This is a genomic window from Lentzea sp. NPDC092896 (genome assembly GCF_044754905.1).
Taxonomy (GTDB): domain Bacteria; phylum Actinomycetota; class Actinomycetes; order Mycobacteriales; family Pseudonocardiaceae; genus Lentzea.
On record NZ_JBIVPX010000003.1, the window covers coordinates 839,133 to 862,537 of the forward strand.

General features: G+C 68.8%; 25 protein-coding genes and 1 riboswitch. Of the genes, 19 read left to right on the top strand and 6 right to left on the bottom strand.

The window, feature by feature from the left end; genetic code table 11:
- The first annotated feature begins 48 nt into the window (after positions 1-48).
- From ACIQF0_RS19880 to ACIQF0_RS19915, 8 genes are all read left to right on the top strand, one after another.
- On the top strand, positions 49-372 hold the full coding sequence (locus ACIQF0_RS19880) for a multidrug efflux SMR transporter (RefSeq protein WP_360040657.1): 324 nt from the start codon (positions 49-51) through the stop codon (positions 370-372).
- A 14-nt stretch (positions 373-386) separates the two neighbouring features.
- The gene (locus ACIQF0_RS19885; protein ID WP_093596257.1) at positions 387-959 is read left to right on the top strand and encodes a TetR family transcriptional regulator; all 573 of its coding nucleotides are present in this window, start codon (positions 387-389) and stop codon (positions 957-959) included.
- A gap of 4 nt (positions 960-963) precedes the next feature.
- Complete coding sequence (locus tag ACIQF0_RS19890; protein ID WP_401031169.1) at positions 964-1,518, top strand: hypothetical protein; 555 nt, start codon at positions 964-966, stop codon at positions 1,516-1,518.
- An 81-nt stretch (positions 1,519-1,599) separates the two neighbouring features.
- Positions 1,600-2,445 carry a DUF4097 family beta strand repeat-containing protein gene (locus tag ACIQF0_RS19895; RefSeq protein WP_401031171.1) on the top strand — a complete coding sequence of 282 codons (846 nt, stop codon included), beginning with the start codon at positions 1,600-1,602 and terminating at the stop codon, positions 2,443-2,445.
- Positions 2,446-2,631: 186 nt separating this feature from the next.
- Entirely contained in the window at positions 2,632-4,500 is a 1,869-nt protein-coding gene (gene dnaK, locus ACIQF0_RS19900) for a molecular chaperone DnaK (RefSeq protein WP_360040666.1), read from the top strand.
- Entirely contained in the window at positions 4,497-5,129 is a 633-nt protein-coding gene (gene grpE / locus ACIQF0_RS19905) for a nucleotide exchange factor GrpE (protein ID WP_360040669.1), read from the top strand. Before dnaK ends, grpE begins: the two co-directional genes overlap by 4 nt.
- Positions 5,130-5,146: 17 nt before the next feature.
- Positions 5,147-6,310: a molecular chaperone DnaJ gene (dnaJ, locus tag ACIQF0_RS19910; RefSeq protein ID WP_360040671.1), complete on the top strand. Its 1,164-nt coding sequence runs from the start codon at positions 5,147-5,149 to the stop codon at positions 6,308-6,310.
- A gap of 5 nt (positions 6,311-6,315) precedes the next feature.
- Positions 6,316-6,744, top strand: a complete 429-nt coding sequence (locus ACIQF0_RS19915) for a heat shock protein transcriptional repressor HspR (RefSeq protein WP_360040674.1) — start codon at positions 6,316-6,318, stop codon at positions 6,742-6,744.
- 479 nt (positions 6,745-7,223) lie between these two features.
- Here the strand turns inward: ACIQF0_RS19915 and ACIQF0_RS19920 are convergent, their stop codons facing one another.
- The gene (locus tag ACIQF0_RS19920; RefSeq protein ID WP_401031174.1) at positions 7,224-8,123 is read right to left on the bottom strand and encodes an SDR family oxidoreductase; all 900 of its coding nucleotides are present in this window, start codon (positions 8,121-8,123) and stop codon (positions 7,224-7,226) included.
- An 84-nt stretch (positions 8,124-8,207) separates the two neighbouring features.
- Between ACIQF0_RS19920 and ACIQF0_RS19925 the strand changes: the two genes are divergently transcribed.
- On the top strand, positions 8,208-8,783 hold the full coding sequence (locus tag ACIQF0_RS19925) for a TetR/AcrR family transcriptional regulator (protein WP_401031176.1): 576 nt from the start codon (positions 8,208-8,210) through the stop codon (positions 8,781-8,783).
- On the opposite strand, the gene glyA is transcribed toward ACIQF0_RS19925, so the two are convergent.
- Together glyA and ACIQF0_RS19935 are read right to left on the bottom strand one after the other, a co-directional pair.
- Positions 8,766-9,983 carry a serine hydroxymethyltransferase gene (glyA, locus tag ACIQF0_RS19930; protein WP_401031177.1) on the bottom strand — a complete coding sequence of 406 codons (1,218 nt, stop codon included), beginning with the start codon at positions 9,981-9,983 and terminating at the stop codon, positions 8,766-8,768. The genes ACIQF0_RS19925 and glyA overlap by 18 nt on opposite strands.
- A 13-nt stretch (positions 9,984-9,996) precedes the next feature.
- Positions 9,997-10,081: riboswitch (ZMP/ZTP riboswitch) on the bottom strand.
- A gap of 6 nt (positions 10,082-10,087) precedes the next feature.
- Positions 10,088-11,191, bottom strand: a complete 1,104-nt coding sequence (locus ACIQF0_RS19935) for an FAD-binding oxidoreductase (RefSeq protein WP_319976539.1) — start codon at positions 11,189-11,191, stop codon at positions 10,088-10,090.
- A gap of 423 nt (positions 11,192-11,614) precedes the next feature.
- Here ACIQF0_RS19935 and ACIQF0_RS19940 point away from each other — a divergent pair, with 423 nt between their 5' ends.
- Together ACIQF0_RS19940 and ACIQF0_RS19945 are read left to right on the top strand one after the other, a co-directional pair.
- Complete coding sequence (locus ACIQF0_RS19940; protein ID WP_401031179.1) at positions 11,615-12,139, top strand: pyridoxamine 5'-phosphate oxidase family protein; 525 nt, start codon at positions 11,615-11,617, stop codon at positions 12,137-12,139.
- A 378-nt stretch (positions 12,140-12,517) separates the two neighbouring features.
- Positions 12,518-14,185, top strand: a complete 1,668-nt coding sequence (locus ACIQF0_RS19945; RefSeq protein WP_401031181.1) for an MDR family MFS transporter — start codon at positions 12,518-12,520, stop codon at positions 14,183-14,185.
- On the opposite strand, the gene ACIQF0_RS19950 is transcribed toward ACIQF0_RS19945, so the two are convergent.
- On the bottom strand, positions 14,083-14,466 hold the full coding sequence (locus tag ACIQF0_RS19950) for a VOC family protein (protein WP_401031183.1): 384 nt from the start codon (positions 14,464-14,466) through the stop codon (positions 14,083-14,085). The two genes, ACIQF0_RS19945 and ACIQF0_RS19950, sit on opposite strands and share 103 nt — an antisense overlap.
- A 125-nt stretch (positions 14,467-14,591) precedes the next feature.
- On the opposite strand from ACIQF0_RS19950, the gene clpB reads away from it, so the two are divergent.
- Both clpB and ACIQF0_RS19960 read left to right on the top strand, forming a co-directional pair.
- The gene (clpB, locus tag ACIQF0_RS19955; RefSeq protein WP_401031185.1) at positions 14,592-17,174 is read left to right on the top strand and encodes an ATP-dependent chaperone ClpB; all 2,583 of its coding nucleotides are present in this window, start codon (positions 14,592-14,594) and stop codon (positions 17,172-17,174) included.
- Positions 17,174-17,575 carry a hypothetical protein gene (locus tag ACIQF0_RS19960; protein WP_401031187.1) on the top strand — a complete coding sequence of 134 codons (402 nt, stop codon included), beginning with the start codon at positions 17,174-17,176 and terminating at the stop codon, positions 17,573-17,575. The genes clpB and ACIQF0_RS19960 overlap by 1 nt, the downstream gene beginning before the upstream one ends.
- Here the strand turns inward: ACIQF0_RS19960 and ACIQF0_RS19965 are convergent.
- On the bottom strand, positions 17,543-18,574 hold the full coding sequence (locus ACIQF0_RS19965; protein WP_401031189.1) for an aldo/keto reductase: 1,032 nt from the start codon (positions 18,572-18,574) through the stop codon (positions 17,543-17,545). The genes ACIQF0_RS19960 and ACIQF0_RS19965 overlap by 33 nt on opposite strands.
- A gap of 111 nt (positions 18,575-18,685) precedes the next feature.
- Between ACIQF0_RS19965 and ACIQF0_RS19970 the strand changes: the two genes are divergently transcribed.
- The 6 genes from ACIQF0_RS19970 (at position 18,686) to ACIQF0_RS19995 (ending at position 22,823) form a co-directional block, all read left to right on the top strand.
- Positions 18,686-19,501, top strand: a complete 816-nt coding sequence (locus tag ACIQF0_RS19970) for a helix-turn-helix transcriptional regulator (RefSeq protein ID WP_401031191.1) — start codon at positions 18,686-18,688, stop codon at positions 19,499-19,501.
- A 73-nt stretch (positions 19,502-19,574) separates the two neighbouring features.
- On the top strand, positions 19,575-20,306 hold the full coding sequence (locus tag ACIQF0_RS19975; RefSeq protein ID WP_360040701.1) for a hypothetical protein: 732 nt from the start codon (positions 19,575-19,577) through the stop codon (positions 20,304-20,306).
- Positions 20,307-20,361: 55 nt separating this feature from the next.
- Positions 20,362-21,135 (top strand): SDR family oxidoreductase, encoded by a 774-nt coding sequence (locus ACIQF0_RS19980; RefSeq protein ID WP_360040704.1) that lies wholly within the window; start codon positions 20,362-20,364, stop codon positions 21,133-21,135.
- Positions 21,136-21,172: 37 nt separating this feature from the next.
- Entirely contained in the window at positions 21,173-21,487 is a 315-nt protein-coding gene (locus ACIQF0_RS19985; protein ID WP_319976548.1) for a hypothetical protein, read from the top strand.
- Positions 21,484-22,377 carry a hypothetical protein gene (locus ACIQF0_RS19990; RefSeq protein WP_360040708.1) on the top strand — a complete coding sequence of 298 codons (894 nt, stop codon included), beginning with the start codon at positions 21,484-21,486 and terminating at the stop codon, positions 22,375-22,377. Before ACIQF0_RS19985 ends, ACIQF0_RS19990 begins: the two co-directional genes overlap by 4 nt.
- Positions 22,374-22,823 carry a hypothetical protein gene (locus ACIQF0_RS19995; RefSeq protein WP_401031194.1) on the top strand — a complete coding sequence of 150 codons (450 nt, stop codon included), beginning with the start codon at positions 22,374-22,376 and terminating at the stop codon, positions 22,821-22,823. Before ACIQF0_RS19990 ends, ACIQF0_RS19995 begins: the two co-directional genes overlap by 4 nt.
- On the opposite strand, the gene ACIQF0_RS20000 is transcribed toward ACIQF0_RS19995, so the two are convergent.
- A complete protein-coding gene (locus ACIQF0_RS20000) occupies positions 22,824-23,375 on the bottom strand; it encodes a hypothetical protein (protein ID WP_401031196.1) in 552 nt (183 codons plus the stop codon).
- Positions 23,376-23,405 lie beyond the last annotated feature (30 nt).

The window sequence follows — 23,405 nt, forward strand, 5'->3', positions numbered from 1 at the left end:
TGTGGAACACTTGTTCAGGTAGTTGTCCTGAGCAAGCCGGAGGTCGCCGTGTTGTACGTGTATCTCGCCGCGGCGATCGTGGGAGAGATCGCCGCCACCGTGTCGTTGAAGCTGTCCGACGGCTTCAGCAGACTGTGGCCGTCGGTCGTCGTCGTCATCGGATACGCCATCGCCTTCACCGCACTTTCGCGCGCGTTGAAGTTGGGTATGCCCGTGGGCGTCGCTTACGCCGTATGGTCCGCTATCGGCGTTGCAGCCGTCGCGATCATCGGCTGGAAGTTCCTCGGCGAAACCCTCAACCCCACGATGGTCATCGGCCTGGTCCTGATCATCGGAGGCGTGGTGACGCTCGAACTCGGGAGGACGCACTGACCGCGGTAGCAGACATCCAGAAGGTCGACGGTCGCAAGGCGCGCGGGGAGAAGAAGCGCCGTGCCATCGTCGAGGCCACCCTGCGCGTGATCGAACGCGAGGGCGTCGCCGGCGTGACCCACCGCAGCGTCGCCCGGGAAGCCGGTGTGCCGACGACGGCGCCCACCTACTACTTCGCGACGCTCGACGACCTGTTGATCGCCACGCTGGTGTGGTCGGCGGAGTCGCTGTGCGACGACATGCTGAAGATCGTCGCGAGCGGCGGCACCGCCCGTGAGATCGCGAGCAGCCTCGCGAAGGCCGTGAACGAGAACCGCGGCCGCACGCTCGCCGAGTACGAGCTGTACCTGCTGGCGGGCAGGCGTCCCGAGCTGAAGCCCGCCGCGCGCCGGTGGCTCGACCTGGCCGTGGAGGTCGTGCGGCCGGAGGATCCCGTCGCGTTCCGGGCGTTCCTCGCGGCCATCGACGGGCTGCTGATGCAGGGTCTGATCGCCGACGTTGCTCCGAACGAGGACGAGCTGGAGCCAATCGTGTCCTTCTTGATCCGCGGTCGCGACGAATTCACGGCCGCGCCGCGGGAACAATGAGGTCATGAGGTTCGCGCGAGAGGTGTCCGGCATCAGCCACGGGGTGAGCCTGGGGCTGCTCGCCGCGCTGTACGTGCGCGACTCGCTGGCGTTGTCGGTCGACGTCGAGCCGCACGTGCCGGGCCTGGACCCGTCGCTGCCCGTGCAGGTGCCGCTGGGCACCGACCGCGCCGCCGTGACCGCCGAGTGGCCGGGCTGGTGGGCCGACGCGCTGGACGCCTGCAGGCGCGGTGCCGAGCCCGCGACGCCCGAGGACGCCGAGGCGTTGCTGACGAGGCCGGCCAGCCGGGCCGTGGTGCTCGCGCTCAAGCCGGGCATCGAGCAGCTGCACCGCGTGCAGAGCCCGGCGGCGTTGCCGATAGGAGACGTGCTGCGCGGCATCGAGTCGCGCATCGGCCGGTGGGCGCAGAGCGTGGAGCTGCACATCGCCCAGGTGCCGGTCGAAGGCCTGCTCTGGGAACGCATCGCGCCCGCGCACGTGCTGGCGTCGACTCACTTCCTGAACGACCCGGCGCGCACGGCTCCGGCGTTGCGCGCCGTGCTCGAAGATCTCGTCTAGCGCACGGTAGGGACAACCCCACCCCGCCTTCGGGGGCTTGCTGCCGTGTAGCTGAGCCCCGCCGCCTCTAGTTTTGTGCTCATGATGAGGACGGCGCTGGTGGCGTTGGTGGCGGGGGCGGTGCTTACCGGGCTCACGGCCTGTGGCGGCATCCGCATCATGAAGTACGAGTTCCAGGACGACCACGTCGTCGCTGAGAAGTTCACGTCGGTCAAGGTCCGCAGCGACCAGGACTCGGGGGACGTGACGATCCGGTACCAGCAGGGCCTGACCGAGACGAAGGTCCACCGCAGGGTCGAGCACAACAAGGACAACAAGCCCTCGGGTGTCGCGCACCGCATCGAGGGCAGCACGCTGGTGCTGGACGGCTGCGGCGACGAATGCGAGATCAACTACGAGGTCCTGGTCCCGTCGGCGGACATCACGGTCGTCGGTGACCTCGGTTCGGGGGACGCGACCGTCGAGGGGCTGGCCTCCGTCAACTTCGGGGCGGGCTCCGGCAGGATCATCGCCCGCGACATCGCGGGCGACGTCAAGGTGAAGGCCGGGTCCGGTGACTTCGAGGGCACCAGGATCGGTGGGGCCGTCACGGCCGACATGGGGTCCGGCCGGATCGCACTGGACGCGATCAAGGGCAAGGCGCTGCTCGACACGGGTTCCGGCGACATCAACGGCACCTCGATGGAGAGCGAGGTGATCGCGAAGGCCGACTCCGGGCGAATCACGCTGACGTTGTCGGCGGCGAAGTCGGTGCGAGCCACCACCGGGTCCGGTGACATCACCGTCCGGGTGCCGGGTGGTCCGTTCAAGCTCGTCGGCGCGTCGGGCAGCGGCGACCGCGCGGTCCAGGTCCCGACCGATCCTGGTGCGTCGCTCGAACTCAACCTCAACGCGGGCTCGGGGGACGTGCAGGTGTTCGCGGCCTGAGGTGAGTCAGGGGGAATGTGCTGAGGACCACTCCACAAGGGGTGGTCCTCAGTGCGTTGTGAGGGAACAACCAGACTTTGTCGGCCGTTAGGACAGTCAGAAACCTTGAGTCGGGTAGGCTCAACGTTGAGCGGATGGCAAACTTGAGCCAGCAACACTCAACAAGTACTAGCGGAAGGAACTCCAATGGCGCGTGCAGTCGGCATCGACCTCGGGACGACCAACTCGGTCGTCGCAGTCCTCGAAGGCGGTGAGCCGACGGTCATCGCCAACTCGGAGGGCTCCAGGACGACCCCGTCCATCGTCGCTTTCGCCAAGAATGGCGAGGTCCTCGTGGGCCAGCCCGCGAAGAACCAGGCCGTCACCAACGTCGACCGCACGATCCGCTCGGTCAAGCGCCACGTCGGCACGACCTGGCAGACCGACGAGATCGACGGCAAGAAGTACACCTCGCAGGAGATCAGCGCGCGCGTGCTGATGAAGCTCAAGCGCGACGCCGAGGCGTACCTGGGCGAAGAGATCACCGACGCGGTCATCACCGTCCCCGCCTACTTCGAGGACGCGCAGCGCCAGGCCACCAAGGAGGCCGGCCAGATCGCGGGTCTCAACGTGCTCCGCATCGTCAACGAGCCGACGTCGGCCGCTCTGGCTTACGGCCTCGACAAGGGCGAGAAGGAGCAGACCATCCTGGTCTTCGACCTCGGTGGCGGCACGTTCGACGTCTCGCTGCTCGAGCTCGGCGACGGCGTGGTCGAGGTCCGTGCGACCTCCGGTGACAACCACCTCGGTGGCGACGACTGGGACCAGCGCGTCGTCGACTGGCTGGTCGAGCGCTTCAAGTCGGCCAACGGCATCGACCTGACGAAGGACAAGATGGCCCTTCAGCGCATCCGCGAGGCTGCGGAGAAGGCCAAGATCGAGCTGTCGAGCTCCAACAACGCCTCGATCAACCTGCCGTACATCACCGTCGACGGTGACAAGAACCCGCTGTTCCTCGACGAGACGCTGTCTCGCGCCGAGTTCCAGCGCATCACGAACGACCTGCTCGAGCGCACCCGCGCGCCGTTCAACAACGTGATCAAGGACGCCGGCGTCTCCGTCGGCGACATCGACCACGTCGTGCTCGTCGGTGGCTCCACCCGCATGCCCGCCGTCGCTGAGCTCGTCAAGGAGCTGACCGGCGGCCGTGAGCCCAACAAGGGCGTGAACCCGGACGAGGTCGTCGCCGTCGGCGCCGCCCTGCAGGCCGGTGTCCTCAAGGGTGAGGTCAAGGACGTCCTGCTGCTCGACGTCACCCCGCTGTCCCTGGGCATCGAGACCAAGGGCGGCATCATGACCAAGCTGATCGAGCGCAACACCACGATCCCGACGAAGCGCTCCGAGACCTTCACGACGGCCGACGACAGCCAGCCGTCCGTGCAGATCCAGGTCTTCCAGGGCGAGCGCGAGATCGCGGCGCACAACAAGAAGCTCGGCATGTTCGAGCTGACCGGCCTGCCGCCCGCCCCCCGTGGCGTGCCGCAGATCGAGGTCACCTTCGACATCGACGCGAACGGCATCGTCCACGTGTCGGCGAAGGACCTGGGCACCGGCAAGGAGCAGTCGATGACGATCACCGGTGGCTCCGCGCTGCCGAAGGACGACATCGACCGCATGGTCAAGGACGCCGAGGCCCACGCGGAGGAGGACAAGCGCCGCCGCGAGGAGGCCGAGGTCCGCAACCAGGCCGAGACGCTGGTCTACCAGACGGAGAAGGTCGTCAAGGAGAACGACGACAAGCTCCCCGCCGAGATCAAGGACAAGGTCAACGCCGCGATCGCCGAGGCGAACGAGGCGCTCAAGGGCACCGACATCAACGCCATCAAGACGGCGGTCGAGAAGCTCGCGACCGAGTCCCAGGCCATCGGCCAGGCGATCTACGCCAACGCTCCGGGTGCTCCCGGCGCCGAGGCCCCTGGTGCTGACGCGCCGGGCGCCGCCGGTGCGGGTGCCGGCGCCAAGAAGGACGACGACGTCGTCGACGCCGAGATCGTGGACGAGGACGAGAAGAAGTGACCGAACCGAGGCATGCCGCCCCTGACGAGGAGCAGCCTCAGGTCGTCGTGAACGACCGGCGCCGGATCGACCCCGAAACGGGTGAGGTCCGGCCGCCGGCCCACGTCGCCGAGGAAGAGGGCACTGCTCCGGCTGAATCTCCGGCCGAACCTCTGGTCGCCGAGGTCGTGGACGAGGTGGCCGCCGAGCTGAAGACCCAGCTCGACGAGCGCACCGCCGACCTTCAGCGGCTCACCGCCGAGTACGCGAACTACCGCAAGCGGGTGGAACGCGACCGCGAAGCGGTGATCACCAACGCGAAGGCGTCCGTCGCCTCCGAACTGCTCTCGGTGCTGGACGACATCGAGCGGGCCGCCGCCCACGGCGACCTGACCGGTGCGTTCAAGGCGGTCGCGGACAAGCTCGTGTCCACGCTCGCCAAGACCGGCCTGGAGCCGTTCGCGCACGACGGCGAGGCGTTCGACCCGTCGGTGCACGAGGCCGTGCAGCACAGCACGTCCCCGGACGTCGACGGCCCGACGGTCACCGCGGTCCTGCGCCGTGGCTACACCTTCGGCGACAAGCTCGTCCGGCCCGCGCTCGTCGCGGTGACCGACCACGAGCCCGCCGCGTCGTCCGAAGAAGCCTAGGGAGGAGGAGCCGTCCGGTGAGTCAGAGGGACTGGATCGAGAAGGACTTCTACCGCGAGCTGGGCGTCTCCTCCGAGGCGACAGCGGACGAGATCAAGAAGTCGTACCGCAAGCTCGCCCGCGAGCTGCACCCCGACGCGAACCCCGGTGACGCCAAGGCCGAGGCCCGCTTCAAGTCGGTCTCCGAGGCCTACGGCGTGCTGTCGGACCCGGCCAAGCGCAAGCAGTACGACGAGGCCCGCCGCCTGTTCGCGGGCGGCGGCGGCTTCCCAGGCTCCGGCGGCTTCGGCTCCGGCGGGTTCGACGTCAACGACCTGTTCGGCCGTGCCGCGCAGAACACCGGTGGCGGCGGCCTGGGCGACCTGCTCGGCGGCCTGTTCAACCGGCGTGGCGGCGCGGGGGCGGGTTCGCCGACGCGTCCGCGTCGTGGTGAGGACGTCGAGACCGACGTCCGCATCGACTTCACCGAGGCGGTGAAGGGGGCGACGGTGCCGCTGCGCCTGTCGTCCCCCGCCGCCTGCACGACGTGCAACGGTTCCGGTGCCAAGCCCGGCACCACGCCGCACACCTGTGCGACGTGTTCGGGTTCCGGCCTCGTCACGCGGTCGCAGGGCGCGTTCGCGTTCAGCGAGCCGTGCCGCGACTGCCGAGGCACCGGCAAGATCATCGACGACCCGTGCCCCGAGTGCGGTGGCGACGGCGTCAGCACCCGCACCCGCACGCTGACCGTGCGGATCCCGTCGGGTGTCGACGACGGCCAGCGGATTCGCCTTGCGGGACAAGGCGAACCAGGCCGCAACGGCGGTCCGAACGGTGATCTGTTCGTGCGCGTGCACGTCAACCCGCACAGCGTGTTCGGCCGTCAGGGCAACGACCTGACGCTGACGGCGCCGATGACGTTCTCCGAGCTCGCTCTGGGATCGACGTTGACCGTGCCGACGCTCGACGGCAAGGTTTCCTTGAAGGTGCCCGCCGGCACCGCCTCCGGGCGGGTGCTGCGGGCGCGGGGCAAGGGGATCACGAAGCGGGACGGGACCGCGGGCGATCTCCTGATCACCCTGGAGGTCGCGGTGCCGAACAACCTGTCGTCCGAGGCCCGCAAGGCACTTGAGGCGTATGCCGACGTGACGCAGGACCACGATCCGCGAGGCGATCTGAACGCACTCCTTGAAGGGCGGTGAGTCCGGTGGGTTTTCCGTTCCCTCCGGGGACCGATGAGGACACGCCGTTCTTCGTGATCTCGGTGGCGGCCCAGCTGTCGGGCCTGCACGCCCAGACCCTGCGGTCCTACGACCGGCTGGGTCTGGTCTCGCCGGGCCGCACGAACGGCGGAGGCCGCCGCTACTCGATGCGCGACATCGTGCTGCTGCGCGAAGTCCAGCGCCTCTCGCAGGACGAGGGCGTGAACCTCGCGGGCATCAAGCGGATCATCGACCTGGAGAACCAGGTCGACGCACTGCGCTCGCGGGTCGCCGAACTCCAGCAGGAACTGGCTCAGGCGTTGGCGGCGGCCGATTCCACGGCCGCCGCCGTACACGCCTCCTACCGGCGTGACCTCGTGCCGATCCGGCAGGAGACCGCGCTGGTCGTGTGGAAACCCAAGCCGCGCAAGTGATCGAGCGCGTCTACGAGGTCTTCGCGACGCCGCGTCCCAGGGTGGTCGACTTCCGCGACCACTGCGCGGACGCGGCGAGCGTCGCGCCGTCGTGCGGGCTGACCGCTGACCGCTGACCGCGGTCGAGAAGCTCTGGCTGTGTCCGAGCTTGGGCCACCCGGACGGGTGAATCTGGTCCTGATCCACGCCTGACGCCGTCTAGTAGATGTCCGGAAACCATGATCACCTTCCCCCGCAAGCGGAAGGGGGTGGGCGGCGACAGGGCGGTACAACGGCGGCAGGCGATCGAGAGATGGACAGGCCACGCCATCCACATCGGCCGTCCACATCGGCCGGCCAGAGGTGCGTGAAGGGCCGGAAGATGGCGTGTCACGCGCGTGGAAGAGCGAGCGGGAAATCCGTGCCGCGCTTGAGGAATCTGCGCCGACAGAGCCGGACTCCGGCGGCGCGACCTCCCCGGCGCACCTCGGGTTCGAAGCTCAGCTCTCGTCGAAGTAGAACCCGGCCTCCAGGTCCTCCAGGACGCCGGGTTCCTTCGGTTCCCAGCCCAGCAACGCCTTCGTGCGCGCACCCGACGTCGGTGCGTCCCGCGACACCATGAACGCGAGCGGCCCGAAGTGCTCCTGGGCGCGCTCCGCCGGGATGGCCTCGACGGGCACGTTCAGCTTCCGGCCGATGACCTCGGCGATCTCCCGCATCGTCACGGCCTCCTCGGCGACCGCGTGCAGCACCGAGCCCGCCGGGGCCTTCTCCGCTGCCAGCCGGTAGAGCCTCGCCGCGTCCAGCGTGTGCGTGGCCGACCAGCGGTTCGTGCCGTCGCCGGGGTAGCCGGAAATCCCCGTGGCGCGGGCGGTCCTGACCAGGATCGGGATGAATCCGGCCGTGTCCAGTGCACTGTGGACGGTCGGGGGCAGCACGACGACTGAGCCGCGGACGTCCTGGGCGTCGATGATCAGGTTGCGGGCGGCGCCGCGCGGGCCCTCGCTCGAGACCCGTTCCTCCTCGGTGGCGGTGCGGCCGAGGCCCGAGTACGACAGCGTGCCGCCGGTGCCGATCAGCGCCTTGCCGGTGCCGGCGAGCTCGTCCAGGAACGCCTGGACGACGGCGAGATCGGCGTCGGATGCGCCCTGGTAGTCGCCCGCGTACATCTCCTCGTGCTTGAACGCCAGGTGGATCACGGCGTCCGACTCGGCCGCGCCCTTGCGCAGTCCGTCGAGGTCGTCCAGGTCGCCGCGCCGCACGCCGGCGCCCTGCGCTTCGAGCTTGGCGGCGGACGCGTCGGACCGGGCGAGCCCGACGACCTCGTGGCCGGCGTTGAGCAGTTCTGGAACCAGTGCCGAGCCGACGTGGCCGCTAGCTCCCGTGACGAAGACCTTCATGACACTTCCTTCGAGTGATGGGACTTGGTCTCATCGACAGTAGCAGAGTGATGAGACCAAGTCGCATCACTTATGATGTGAGCCATGGGTCGATGGGAGCCGGACGCGGGAGATCGGTTGGTGCGCGCCGCACTCGACCTGTTCGACGAGCAGGGCTACGAGAACACGGCGGTCGCGCAGATCGCCGAGCGCGCGGGCCTGACGAAGAGCACGTACTTCCGGCACTTCCGGGACAAGCGCGAGGTGCTGTTCAGCGGGCAGGACCGGCTGCTGGAGCTGATCACCGACGGGATCGCCGGCGCTCCCGAGTCCGCCGGCGCGCTGGGGGCGATCGAAGGGGCGCTGGTGGCGATGGCCGTCACCTTCACCCAGGACCGCTGGGCGAACGGCCCGCGCCGGTTGGCGGTGATCGCCGCCAACGACGAGCTGCGCGAGCGGGACGCGTTGAAGATGGCCGGGTTCGCCCGCACGATGAAGGCCGGGCTGCTGGAACGTGGTGTGCCGGAGCTCGACGCGGACGTCGCCTCGGAGCTCGGTGTGCTGGCCCTGCGACGCGGCTACGCCGAGTGGCTGGAGACCGGCGGGGACTTCGCGGAAGTCGCCCGCCGGGCTCTCGAAGAGGTGCGCGGCGCGGCCGTGGGCCTAGAGGGTGCCGAGTAGTTCCTGGACTTCGGCGGCGATGCGGTCCAGCGCCTGGTCGTTGTCGTGGGCGGCGATGGCGCGATCCATCCAGTTCGCGATCAACGGCATCTGCTCCGGCTTGAGGCCGCGCGTCGTGACGCCGGGGGTGCCGAGCCGGATGCCGGACGGGTCGAACGGCTTGCGGGTGTCGAACGGGACCGCGTTGTAGTTCAGCTCGATGCCCGCCCGGTCCAGGGCCCGTGCGGCCGGCTTGCCGCCGATCAGCTTGGACGTCAGGTCGATCAGCACCAGGTGGTTGTCGGTGCCGCCGGAGACCAGGTCGAAGCCGCGCTCCAGCAACGCCTCTGCGAGCGCTTGCGCGTTCTTCACGATCATGTGCGCGTACTCGCGGAACTCCGGCTGTGACGCCTCGTGCAGCGCCACGGCGATCGCGGCCGTCGTGTGGTCGTGCGGACCGCCCTGCAGGCCGGGGAACACGGCCCGGTCGATCGCCTTCGCGTGCTCGGCGTCGCACAGGATCATCGCGCCACGCGGGCCGCGCAACGTCTTGTGCGTGGTCGTGGTGATCACCGGCGCGTGCCCGGCCGGTGACGGGTGCGCGCCGCCCGCGACGAGTCCGGCGATGTGCGCGATGTCGGCGACCAGGACCGCGTCGATCTCACGGGCGATCTCCGCGAACGCCGGGAAGTCGATGGTGCGCGGGATGGCCGTGCCGCCGCAGAAGATCACCTTCGGGCGTTCGGCCTGCGCCAGCGCCCTGACCTCGTCCATGTCCACGACGCCGGTGTCCTTGCGGACCTCGTACTGGACCGCGTTGAACCACTTGCCGGTCGCGGACACGCTCCAGCCGTGCGTGAGATGGCCGCCCATCGGCAGGGACATGCCCATCACGGTGTCGCCGGGCTGCAGGAACGCCAGGTAGACGGCGAGGTTCGCCGGGGCGCCGGACAGCGGCTGGACGTTCGCGTGGTCCACGCCGAACAGGGCTTTCGCCCGGTCGATGGCGAGCTGTTCGACCTGGTCGACGACCTGCTGGCCCTCGTAGTACCGCTTGCCGGGGTAGCCCTCGGAGTACTTGTTGGTCAGCACCGAGCCGGTGGCTTCAAGTACGGCAGCCGACACGTCGTTCTCGGACGCGATCATGCGCAGCTTGCTCGCCTGACGGCGTTCCTCCGCCTGGATGAGAGTGGCGATCTCGGGATCGACTTCGCGCAGCACGGCATCACTCCGTGCCGGGCACCCAGGCGTTCGGTGCGCTCGGCCGTCGCTTCCCGGTGGTCAGTTCCACCCTCGGCACGCCAGTCGCTTACGACGTGCCGAGTTTAGTCCAGCGTGAACGGGTCGTACTTGATCCGGTCGAGAGGAGTTCCGGCGACGAGCATGCGGGAGACCGTCGACCTGATCATGGCTGGGCTGCCGCAGACCAGGACGTCACGCTCTTCCCACGCGCCGTAGCGGGTGACCACGTCGGCGAGGCTGCCCTGCTCGACACCTCGGACGCCGGGGTCCGACTCCAGCACCGGCACGACCGTGAGCCACGGGTTCGTGGTCGCGATGCGTTGCAGGTTGTCCAGGTCGTAGAGGTCCTCGCGGGTGCGGCCGCCGTAGAACAGGTGCACGCGCGGGTTCTCGCCGAACTGCGCCATCTCGTCGATGATCGCGTGCATCGGCGCGACGCCCGTGCCACCGGCCACCATCAGGATGTCCGACCCGGCCGTGCGGTCGACCGACAGACGTCCCATCGGCGGTCCGATCCGCCAGGTGTCGCCGGCCTGCGTGTGGCCGACCACCGAGCGGGACACCCAGCCGCCGTCGACGGACCGGATGTGGAACTCGATGACACCGTCCTCGCGCGGGGCGTTCGCCGGCGAGTAGTACCGCCACAGGCGCTTGCGCTGCGGCGTCTCCACGCTGACGTACTGACCGGCCTTGTAGCTGACGGGGTGGTCCGGTTGCAGCCGGACGACGGCCAGGTCCCACGAGACGCGCTGGTGCTCCAGCACCGTCGCGTGCCAGTACGCGGGCCCGTTGTCGGCGTCGGCCGCCTCCTGCATCGCCCTGGCCATCAACGTGTAGGCCTCGGCCCACGCCATCTCGACCTTGGGCGTCCAGGCGGCACCGGAGAACTTCTTCACCGCGGACAGCAGTGCCGTCCCGACCGCCTCGTAGTGGACGTTGATGACACCGAACTTGCGGTGGTCACGTCCCAGCTGACGCAGGAAGGGAATGAGGTCGTCCGGGCGGTCGACCATCTGCACCACGTGCACGAGGGCGCGCAGCAGACGGCTGCGTTGCACCTCCATGTTCGCGGGGAACATCTCGCGTGTGGCAGGCGAGAGCGAGAAGAGCATTCCGTAGAAGAACTTCGCCACTTCTTCGGAGTGCGGCTCCACCACCGCGAAGCTCTCCCGGATCATCCGCACCATCGCGGTGACACCAGGCGGGGGTTCTCGGTGGGGCGGGGTAGGGATGGGGCTCAGCACAGCGTTCGCAGTCATGGTCCGCGCGCAGTCTCCACGTTCTCATTAGGCGTTCAGTGGCGCCGGCAAGGCGCTGTTCGTCCTCGTCAAGCATCCGTCCCCCGACAGGGTGGACAGTAACCCCTGATCGGGCTGTTTGACTCCTTGATGCCACCTTTGAGCGAAGCATGGTCACTCTAGGTGAGTAGTTGTTACCGCAACAGCGTGAATGTGAGGGTCCGTCTGTACCGGGTTGCGCGCTTGCGTGCTTGGGTTGGGCGCGTGTCCCTGCCTGAACTCACTGAAACCACCTCACCCGACCGTGTCGACCTTCCCGGCTCACGAGGTGAGCACTACCTCCAATGTGCCCTGGAGACGTCCGATCGCGCTATGCGCTTCTACAAGGACCAGGTGCTGGACCACCTCAACCCGGCGATGGCCGAGTTCGTCGGCCGCATGGAGATGGCCTTCATCTCGACGGCCGATGCCGACGGGGAGTGCGACTCCTCGCTGCGTGCGGGGCAGGCCGGGTTCATGACCGTCGTCGACTCCAAGACGGTCGTCTACCCCGAGTACCGGGGCAACGGAGTGATGGCGTCGCTGGGCAACATCATGGAGAACCCGCACATCGGGATGCTGATGGTGGACTTCACCGAGGACCTGATCGGGCTGCACGTCAACGGCCGCGCCCGGATCGCGCCCCTGGACGAGTTCGAGGAGCTCGCCGGTGACGACAAGCGGGTCGAGCGGTGGGTGGTGGTCGAGGTCGAGGAGGCCTACATCCACTGCCGCAAGCACATCCCCCGGATGGTTCCCGTGGACCGGATCCGCGACTGGGGGACGGACGACGTCAAGCGCAAGGGTGGTGACTTCTTCGGGGCCAAGGCCGACAGGATGAGCGACGCCGGCAGCTGAACCCGCCACCACAGCCCTCGTCGTCCGCGTTGTGCGTGGACGACGAGGGCTGTCGCATTGCGGGCCGCGACCGACCGGGCGGGTGGTCGCCTGTGTGATCCGCGACCGTGCGGGTGGTCGCCTTGCGGGCGGCCAGGTTGCGTTGGGTGCTTCCCCTGGGGGGCTCTGCCCCCAGACCCCCCACCGCCCAGCCCGTTCGGTAAGGACGGCTCGCCTTCGGCATCGCGGGTGATCGGCTGCTGCTGCTTGCGCGACCGGGGCTTGAGCGGGTGGCGTGACCCTGAGGTGTGACCGATCAGCCACCGAATTAGTTGGCCTAGCTAACTATCTCCAGATATAGTTGTATGACATCAACTAACTGCTGGAGGTGTGCCGGTTTTGAGTCGGCCCTCGTCACATCGGGAGATCCTCGAAGCGCTGTCCGGTATCTGGGTGGCGTTGCTCGTCGCGATCCTCAGCTCCACCATCGTCTCGAACGCTCTCCCGACGATCCTGGCCGAGCTCAAGGGCACGCAGACCCAGTACACGTGGGTCATCACGTCGATGCTGCTCGCCTCGACGGCCAGTACGCCGCTGTGGGGCAAGCTCGCGGACCTGTTCGACAAGAAGAAGTTGTTGCAGGCGGCGATCGTGATCTTCGTCGTCGGCTCCGTGCTGTCCGGGTTCAGTCAGAACATGGAGCAGCTCATCTCGTTCCGGGTCCTCCAGGGGCTGGGGATGGGTGGTGTGCAGGCGCTGGGGCAGGTCGTCGTCGGCGCGCTGCTCAGCCCGCGCGAACGGGGCCGGTACAGCGGCTACACCGGCATGGTGATCTCCGCCGGGACCGTGGGCGGGCCGCTGGTCGGCGGGTTCCTCGTCGACTGGCCCGGCTGGCGCTGGTGCTTCTTCGTCTGCGTGCCCCTGGCGCTGGTGGCGCTGGCCGTGCTGCACAAGACGCTGCACCTGCCGGTCCGCAAGCAGCACGTGAAGATCGACTACCTCGGCGCCACGCTGATCACCGGTGGCGTGAGCCTGGTGCTGATGTGGGTGTCGTTCGCGGGCAAGGACTTCGCCTGGATCAGCGCGGAGAGCGCGCTGTTCGTCGCCGGGGCGGTGCTCGCGATCGTGGGTGCCTACTTCGTGGAACGGCGGGCGTCCGCGCCGGTCATCCCGCTGCACCTGTTCAAGAACCGGACCGTGGTGCTGGCGATGCTGGGTGGCGTCGCGGTGGGCACGGCGATGTTCGGGGCCTCGGTGTTCATGGGGCAGTACTTCCAGATCGCGCGCGGGTTCTCGCCGACCAAGGCCGGGTTGCTGACCGTGCCGCTGGTGCTCGGGCTGAGCATCTCGTCCACGGTGAGCGGGCAGTTGATCGCCAAGAGCGGGCGGTGGAAGAGCTACCTGGTCTGGGGATCGTTCTCGCTGGTCGTAGGCCTGGCGTTGCTCGGGACCATCGACCACCGCACCAACCTCGTGCTGATGGGCGGCTACCTCGCGCTGGTCGGCGTGGGCGTGGGGCTGACCATGCAGAACCTGGTGCTGGCCGTGCAGAACGGCGTGGGGATGGCGGACCTCGGGGCCGCGAGCTCCACGGCCACGTTCCTGCGGTCGCTGGGCGGGACGGCCGGCGTCTCGGTGCTCGGGGCCGTGCTGGCCGCCTCGGTGAGCACGAAGACGCTCGACCGCGGTTCCCTCTCCCCAGTCGTACGGGACTCCTACGGCGACGCGATGGGTGAGCTCTTCCTCATCGCCGCCGGTCTCGCGGTGTTCACGGTGATCGCGGTCCTGCTGATCAAGGAGCAGCCGCTGCGGGACTCGGTGGAAGACGAAATTGTCACTCCAACGGGTTCTGGTGCACAGACGGTCGCCACTGAGCTTGATTCACCTGTGGATACTGACCAGCGGATTGTGGACAACTCGGTCCCCGCTGTGGACAAGCTGTTGGTGCTTTCGAGTGACAGCGATCAGGAGGTCGCGGCGCGCTCGGCTGCGCTGCGTTCCACGCAGAACTCGTTGCCCTCGGGGTCGCGCATCGTGACCCAGCCGGTGCCGTCCGGCCTGCGCTGATCGTCGAAGATCTGCGCGCCGATGGCCTGGAGGCGTTCGACCTCCTCGTCGCGCGTGTTGTCGGCCGGCTGCAGATCCAGGTGCAGCCGGTTCTTCAGCTCCTTGCCCTCCGGCACGTTGATGAACAGGTAGCGGAGGCCGTTCGGCAGTTCGATCATCGACTCGGGGTCGCCGGGGTTGTCGTCGGGGTGCAGCGGCAGGCCCAGCACCTTGCTCCACCAGGAGGCGATCTCGTAGGAGTCGCGCGTGTCGATCGTGATGCTGTGGATGATTGAGGTCATGAGCTGATCTTCGCCTAGTCGGCGTGTGATCTGGACCGATTTCAAGGTTGAGCGGAACACACTCAACTTTTCTGACGTTGTGCGGGATGATGGTCCATGCTGGAGGCTGACCACGAGGTGGAGGAATGGACGCTTTCAACCCGACGACCAAGACGCAGCAGGCCGTGTCCGCGGCGGTGCAGGCCGCGACGCTGAACGGGAACCCGGACGTGGGTTCCGTGCACCTGCTCAGTGCACTGCTGGCGCAGACGGACGGGTTGACCGCCCCGTTGCTGTCGGCCGTGGGTGCCGACCCCGCGCAGGTGCGCAAGGAGCTGGAGCAGCTCTCCCGCTCGTTGCCCAGCGCTTCCGGTTCGACCGTGTCCGCTCCGCAGTTCTCGCGCGACGCCGTGCGGGTGATCAACAAGGCGCAGGAGCTCGCCACCGAGATGGGTGACGAGTACGTGTCGACCGAGCACCTGCTCGTCGGGCTCGCGCAGTACGGCGGCCCGGTGGCCGACCTGCTGCGGCGGCACGGTGCGACGCCCGACGCGCTCACCGAGGCCTTCGCGAAGGTGCGCGGGTCGGCGCGGGTGACGTCGGCCGATCCCGAGGGCACCTACAAGGCGCTGGAGAAGTACGGCGTCGACCTGACCGAACGTGCGCGCAAGGGCGAGCTCGACCCGGTGATCGGCCGTGACGCCGAGATCCGCCGGGTCGTGCAGGTGCTGTCGCGCCGTACCAAGAACAACCCCGTGCTGATCGGCGAGCCCGGTGTCGGCAAGACGGCGATCGTCGAGGGCCTGGCGCAGCGCGTCGTGGCCGGTGACGTGCCGGAGTCGTTGCGCGGCAAGAAGGTCGTGTCCCTGGACCTCGGCTCGATGGTCGCGGGCGCGAAGTACCGCGGTGAGTTCGAGGAGCGGCTCAAGGCCGTGCTCAAGGAGATCACCGACTCGGCCGGGCAGGTCATCACGTTCATCGACGAGCTGCACACGATCGTCGGTGCCGGCGCGACCGGTGAGTCGGCGATGGACGCCGGCAACATGATCAAGCCGATGCTCGCCCGCGGTGAGCTGCGCATGGTCGGTGCCACGACCCTGGACGAGTACCGCGAGCACATCGAGAAGGACGCCGCCCTGGAACGCCGCTTCCAGCAGGTGCTGGTCGGCGAACCGTCGGTGGAGGACACGGTCGGCATCCTGCGCGGGCTCAAGGAGCGCTACGAGGTGCACCACGGCGTGCGCATCACGGACGCCGCCCTCGTCGCCGCCGCCACGCTGTCCGACCGCTACATCACCGCGCGCTTCCTGCCGGACAAGGCCATCGACCTCGTCGACGAGGCCGCGTCCCGGCTGCGCATGGAGATCGACTCCCGGCCCGTCGAGATCGACACCGTCGAACGTGCCGTGCGGCGCCTCGAGATCGAGGAGATGGCGCTGGCCAAGGAGTCCGACGCGGCGTCGGTCGAACGGCTGCACGTGCTGCGCGCCGAACTCGCGGAGAAGCGCGAGGAACTGTCCGCGCTGACGGCCAGGTGGCAGAACGAGAAGGGTTCCATCGACCGCGTCCGCGGCCTGAAGGAGCAGCTGGAGTCGTTGCGCGGCGAGTCCGAACGGGCCGAGCGCGACGGTGACCTCGGTCGTGCCGCCGAACTCCGTTACGGCCGGATTCCCGAGCTGGAGAAGGAACTCTCCGTCGCCGCGGAGTCCACACAGGACGATGCGATGCTCAAGGAGGAGGTCGGCCCCGACGACGTAGCGGACGTCGTGGCGGCGTGGACCGGCATCCCGGCCGGCCGCCTGCTCGAAGGCGAGACCACCAAGCTGCTGCGGATGGAGGACGAACTCGCACGCCGGGTCGTCGGCCAGGCCGAAGCGGTGCGGGTCGTGTCGGACGCGGTGCGCCGCACGCGCGCCGGAGTCGCGGACCCGGACCGCCCGACGGGCTCGTTCCTGTTCCTCGGCCCCACCGGCGTCGGCAAGACCGAGCTCGCGAAGGCGCTGGCGGGGTTCCTGTTCGACGACGAGCGGGCGATGATCCGCATCGACATGAGCGAGTACTCCGAGAAGCACTCGGTGGCCCGCCTGGTCGGCGCGCCTCCCGGCTACGTCGGCTACGACCAGGGCGGCCAGCTCACCGAGTCGGTCCGCCGCCGCCCGTACTCGGTCGTGCTGCTGGACGAGGTCGAGAAGGCCCACCCGGACGTCTTCGACGTGCTCCTGCAGGTCCTCGACGACGGCCGCCTGACCGACGGCCAGGGCCGCACGGTCGACTTCCGCAACACGATCCTGGTGCTCACCTCGAACCTGGGTTCGCAGACCATCGTGAACCCGTCGCTGACCGAGCGGGAGCGCAAGGACGCGGTGATGGCCGTGGTGCAACGGCACTTCAAGCCGGAGTTCCTGAACCGGCTGGACGACGTCGTGGTGTTCCACGCGCTCGCCACCGAGGAGCTGACGTCCATTGTGGACATCCAGATCACTCGCCTGGCGGACCGGCTCGCGGCCCGTCGCCTGACCCTGGAGGTCACGCCGTCGGCCAGGGACTGGTTGGCGCTGAACGGTTTCGACGCGATCTACGGGGCTCGGCCGCTGCGGCGGCTGGTGCAGTCGGCGATCGGCGACCAGCTGGCCAAGGAACTGCTGGCCGGCGAGGTGCGGGACGGCGACACCGTGCGGGTCGACGTGCTGGACGACAACAGCGGTCTGATCGTGGGCCGCAGCAACTGATGTTCGTGAGGTATCAGGCGGCGCAGGCCAACGCCAACGGGAACTTCCCCGGGGTCTTCGGACTGGTGAACGGCCTGCGCCGGCGTGGCGAGCTCACCGAGGAGCAAGAAGAGTTCGTGCGTGTCAACAACGCCTGGTACAACGCCGCCTACACCGATCCGTCGACGGTCGACCCGACGGTCTACGACCGGGAGGTCAACCCCGGTGCCCGCGCGTGGTTCAAGGCGGAGGCGACACACCTGGTGGAACGTCTACCGGGTTACCTCGCTCTCCTCGACGCGCACGGGGTGCGGTGGGAGCGGCTGACCAGCGACGACCCGGGCCGGATCCTGTACGAGGACGAGGACCAGGTCGTCGTGGTGCCGCACTCAGCGGCGGCTTTCGACTGTCAGCTCGCCTGACATCACCGTTCGGACGTGGTCGCCGCCGAGCAGGTCGTGCGGGTAGCCGAGATCGATCGCGCTGACCGAGTCCAGACGGGCTGTCTGCTCGTCGGTCAGACCGGCCTCCAGCGCGTCCAGGTTCCCCAGCAACTGCTCGGGCGTCCGGGCGCCGATGACAGGTGCCGTCACACCGGGCCGCCGCAGGTTCCACGCCAGCGCGACCTGGGCGGGCGTGCGTTCCACCTCCGCGGCCACTTCGCGCACGGCGTCGGCGATGGCGAGCGTGCGTTCGGTGACCATGCCCAGGCCGGCGTTGAAGCTCCTGCGGTTGGTGCCGGCCTCGGAGGGGCTGGAGTACTTGCCGGACAGCACGCCGCCGCCCAGCGGGGAGAACGGGAGCACTCCCAGCCCCAGCGCCCGCGCCATCGGGATCAGGTCGCGTTCACCGCCGCGGTTGATGAGGCTGTACTCGATCTGCAGCGCGGCCAACGGCGACCAGCCGCGCAGGTCGGCGACCGCCTGCATGCGGGAGATCTCCCAGGCCGGGGTGTTGGACATCCCCACGTACAGGACCTTGCCCTGCCTGACCAGGTCGTCCAGGCCGCGCAGGACTTCCTCGAACGGCGTCAGCGCGTCCCAGACGTGCACGTACAGCAGGTCGACGTGGTCCGTGCGCAGCCGGCGCAGGCTGTTCTCGACGGAGGCGAACAGGTTCTTGCGGTGCGAGCCGCCGGAGTTCGGGTCTCCGGGCGTGCGCAGCGTCGAGTACTTCGTCGCCAGCACCAGGCTTTCGCGCCGGTCCTGGGTGAGTTCGCCCAGCAGCTCTTCGGAACCGCCGTAGGAGGCCGCGGTGTCGACGAAGTTGCCGCCGCGCTCCACGTAGATCTCGAACAGCCGCCGCGCGTCTTCCGGCGAGGAGCCCCAGCCCCACTCGTTGCCGAAGGTCGCGGTGCCCAGTGCCAGCGGGGAGACCCGCAGCCCGGAGCGGCCCAGCAGCCGGTAGGTGTCGAGCGACATGGTGTTTCTCCCGTGTTCGTGGTGTGCCACCAGCCTGTGGTCACCGGAAACCGGGGGTAAGGGAAGGAACTTCCTGGGAACACGAGTCCTACCCGGACCGTTGCACCGACCATGGTCACCGATGTGACGCAGGAGCTGGCCGCGTTCCTGCGGAGCAGGCGTGAACGGCTGGACCCGCAGGACCTCGGCCTTCCCGCACGCCGGCAGCGGCGGACTCCCGGACTGCGTCGCGAGGAGGTCGCCGAACTGGCCGGCGTCAGCGTCGACTACGTCGTGCGGCTGGAGCAGGCACGCGGGCTGCGGCCCTCGGCGGACGTGGTCGAGGCCCTGGCCGGTGCGCTGCGGCTGAACACCGACGAACGCGCCTACCTCTTCGGTCTCACCCGGCAACGGCCGCGCGGCGAGGACAAGGCCGCCACCGAGGCGGACCCGTCGCTGGCCGGGCTGGTCGCCGACCTGGCACCGCGGCCGGCCATGGTGATGAACCACCGCTTCGACCTCCTCGCCTGGAACAGCGAGATGGTGAAGGTGCTCGTGGACTTCGACACCCTGCCGCCGTCGCGGCGCAACGCGATCTGGTTGTGCCTGCTGCACCCGGAGATCCGGGAGCGCTACGTCGACCGCGACCGGACCGTGCGCGACGGCGTCGCCCACCTGCGTTCCGCGTGGGCCGCGCACCCCGAGGACCAGGTGCTGGCCGGCCTCATCGCCGAGTGCGTCACCGGCGACGACGAGTTCGCGCGGCTGTGGGCCGCGGGCGACGTGAGGCTCAACGGTCGCGGGGACAAGGTGATGCGGCATCCGCGCGCCGGTCGGATCGCCCTGCGGTTCGAGACGCTCACGTCCCTTCAGGACCCCGGTCAGCTGCTGGTGATCTTCCGTGCCGCGGACGCCGGGAGCCAGGCGGCGATGGACCGGCTTTCCTGAGGAAAGGCACGCCCAGGTCACGACGCGCGGAAGTGATCTTCGTTGTTCGCCCCCGACCCACTAGGCTCTGGCTGTGGGCATACCGGCGTGGGTCTGGTTCACCGTCGCCGCGGTGGCGGGCGTGGCGGGGTTTGCCCTGCTCGCGACCGACCGGGCGCAACGAACCGCGCGTAATCGTGAACGGCGCCGTTGGGCTGCTCTGCGCGGCTGGCAGTTCGAGGAGACAGACCACGTGCTGCCGACCCGCTGGGAAGCGGGAGCCATCGCGTACTACGGCACGGGTCTCGCCCGTGACGTCGTCGCGGGCTCCACCTTCACCGCGGACGGCCGCAGGCAGGTCTACGTGCTCGACCACGAGACCGGTGGCAAGGTCAACTCGGTGCTGGTCGGCGTGCGCTGTCGCAAGGCGCTGTCGGTGGTGATCGAACTGTGGCTGTCGACGGTCCCGTTCCAGCGCGACAACGACAAGATGCCGATGCCCGACCTGCTCGGGCCGGTGGGCTCGCGGTACGCGTTCGTCACGGACGTCCCGGCGGCTCGCAAGATCATCACGCCGGACCTGATCGACGCCGCCGAGGAGATCGGTGGCGACGTCACGGTCGTCTGGATGGAGAACGACTGGGTGCTGGCCGCGGCCCCGCCGAACTCGTCGCCCGCGCGCCTGGAACGGCTGCTGCGCGATGTCGGTGAGCTGGCGGACGTCATCGACCCGTTCGACCCCGACCCCTCCGAGCGCGAGGAGCCGGTGGCCGAGGACGACGAGGGTGGCGAGGTCTACCGGCCGTCGTTCGGCCGCAAGCCCTGACCGGAGCCGCCCGATCGTTGGGTGATCACCGGCTTTCCGACTACCGTTCGGTGGCATGCCAACCGCACTGGTGACCGGATCGACCGTCGGGATCGGGGCAGCGTTCGCCCGCAGGCTCGCGGCCGAGGGATATGACCTCGTACTGGTCGCGCGCACCGCGTCCGCGCTCGAGGAACTCGCGAAGCAGCTGCACGACCGGCACGGCGTCCACGTCGACGTCCTGCCGGCCGACCTCAGCGACCACGAGGACCGGCTCAAGGTCGAGAAGCGGCTCGCGGAGTCGGCCGTCGACCTGCTGGTCAACAACGCGGGCTTCGCGAACACCGGCGAGTTCTTCGCGGCCGACATCGAGAAGCTGCAGGCCCAGCTGGACGTCAACGTCGCCACGGTGCTGCGCCTGAGCAGGGCCGCGATCCCGGCGATGATCGCGCGCGGCAAGGGCGACGTGATCAACGTGTCCAGCGTCGCCAGCTTCCTGCCCGGCCGCGGCACCAGCTACAGCGCCGACAAGGCGTGGGTGACGACGTTCTCCGAGGGCATGGCGCTCGCGGCCGAGGGCACCGGCGTGCGGATCATGGCGCTGGCCCCCGGTTTCGTGAAGACCGAGTTCCACAAGCGCGCGAAGATCGACATGACGAAGACGCCGGACTGGCTCTACGTCGACGCCGACAAGCTGGTCCACGAGGCCCTGCGCGACCTGCGGCGGGGCAAGCCGCTGTCGATCCCCGGCCTGCAGTACAAGGCGATCGTGACCATCACGAGGCTGCTGCCGCGGCCGTTCGTGCGCAGGATGGCGTCGAAGTTCGCCGGCGGTCGCGGTCGCACCTGAGCGGAACCGTTCGGCCTAACGGCGCGTCGGAGCCCTCGTGAGCGAACAGTTCCATGTCGAACCGGACGAGCTGCGCGGGTACAGCGAACTGCTGGACCGCAACGCCCAGCACTTTCTGACCATCAAGGACCACGCGATCTCCAAGGGCGGTGACACCAGCGGGTTCACCGGCCTGCTGACGTTGCTGCACCCCGTCGTGACCGGCGTCGCGAACCTCTACGGGGAGACGTTGGACTTCGCCAACAAGACGATGCTCAAGGACGCCGACGCCCTGAGGAAGACGGCGGACTCCTACGAGAAGGTCGACCAGTACGGCCTCAAGCTGATCCAGGGTGCGGGAGGCGGCCGATGACCACGGCGTACGCGGACGTCCAGGACCCGTCGGTCGCGCTCAGCGCCGCCGCGGAGGACCGTCCTGGCCGGCAGACCACCAAGGAGCTGATCGAGGCCGCCGGCTGGAAGCTCCAGGGCGTCAACTGGATCTACGAGAAGGTCACCGGCGAGAACCTGATCGAGTCGCTGATCAGCCCGCTGGTCGGCGACTTCGAGAAGATCGACGCCAACGCCAACGCGTGGGACCAGGTCGCCAAGGCGCTGGACTCCGTGCGGCACAACGTCGGTGACGGCGTCGGTCAGCTCAACCCGCACTGGAACGGCGGTGCGGCGCAGGCGTTCGAGCGCCGCATGGACACCATGTGGGTCATCGCGATCGAGGCGGACTCCCAGGTCGCCAGGATCATCGGCAACAAGTTCCAGTCGATGGCCTCGGCGTGCCGGTCGGCCACGAAGATCGCGCTGTTCCTGCTCGACAAGCTCTGCACGATGCTGCTCGAAGCAGCCATGACCGCGGTGATCCCGGTCGTCGGCTGGGGTCGCGCGGTGTGGATGGTCTACGACGCCATCCAGATCGTCGACGCGATCCGCAAGATCATCCAGTCGATCATGACGCTGATCGAGGGCGTCAAGGGCATGGTCGACGGCATCGTGGCGATGGGCACGGCGCTGATGAAGCTCAAGGACGTCAGGAACGTCAACGACGCGCTTGATGCCGTCGACGGCGTGCAGGACGGCAAGCAGAAGTTCGACAACGGTGTGTCCGCCGCGAAGTCCGGCGCGATCGGTGTCGGTCTCGGCGCCTACAGCCTCGGCAAGGCCGGTTCCGCGGCTTCCGGCCGGTCGAGTTCGGCCCCGGCTCCCGCGCCCGCCCCGGCACCCGCGCCCACCGGCGGGGGTCAGCAGTGACGTTCCCCTACGACCAGGCACGCCTGCAGGCGCTGTTCTCCGAGGTGGACTCCCGGATCGACGACCTGGGCAAGGTCGCGACGGCCGCCTCGCAGGTGCAGCGCCGGTCGCGCGGACTCTCCGAACAGGACCTGGCCGCGATCGAACGGTTCGCGAAGTCGCCGGGCGCGCCGAAGGAGCTCAAGGACCTCCAGCGGCGCGTCGACGCGGGCGAGATGTCGTGGGCCGACGTCGCCGCGGGCCGTGCGATCAACGACCCCGGCGTGCAGCAGGCGCTCGCGGTCGGCGTTCCCGACCTCCAGCGCGCCTACCGCGCGATCGAGGAGGGCCAGGACATCGACGACATCATCGAGTCGGGCAACCCGGCCCCGCAGCCGCCGCCCAGGCCGCGCCGTGACGACGAAGAGGACGACGGCCCCAGCCACTTCCGCAAGGACGCCTGGTAGTCAGACGGGCCAGTCCACGCCGCCACTGCTGGTGTGGCGGGTCCCGGTGCCGCGAACGACGTCGAAGGCGACCGCGCACGCGGTCGCCAGCGAGCGCACCGGTTCGGTGACCTGAGGGTTGATCTGCACGCGGTCCCGGCGAACGCGCTTGCCGTGCCGCTTGGCCCGCGCACCGGTGTCGATCCGTCCGATGTCGCCGAAGAAGCAGAGCTGCTGACCGTTCGGGTCGTGCAGCGACTGCTGCCACGCGCCGTGCGTCTTGATCGTCCCGATCAACTGGCCTTGTGGCGTGCTCACCCGCACGTGCGGGCGTCGTCCGAACTGCTTGGCGATGCGCATGATCGGCTGGCCGTGCGGCGCGACCACGTCGAGGTCGAACGACGTCCAGCCGGAGAACCCGGTGTGCCGCAACGGTCGCTGCAGGCCCGGTCCGCCGCGCTCGCTGACCACCATGACCGGCGTGTCGTGCTCGTCGAACACCTCCACCCGGTAGTGCGGCCGGAACAACAGGCTCATGGAGGTCCACGGCTGTTCGACGTAGAGGGTGCTCACAGTGATGCAGGGTACGAGGCAGCGACGGCG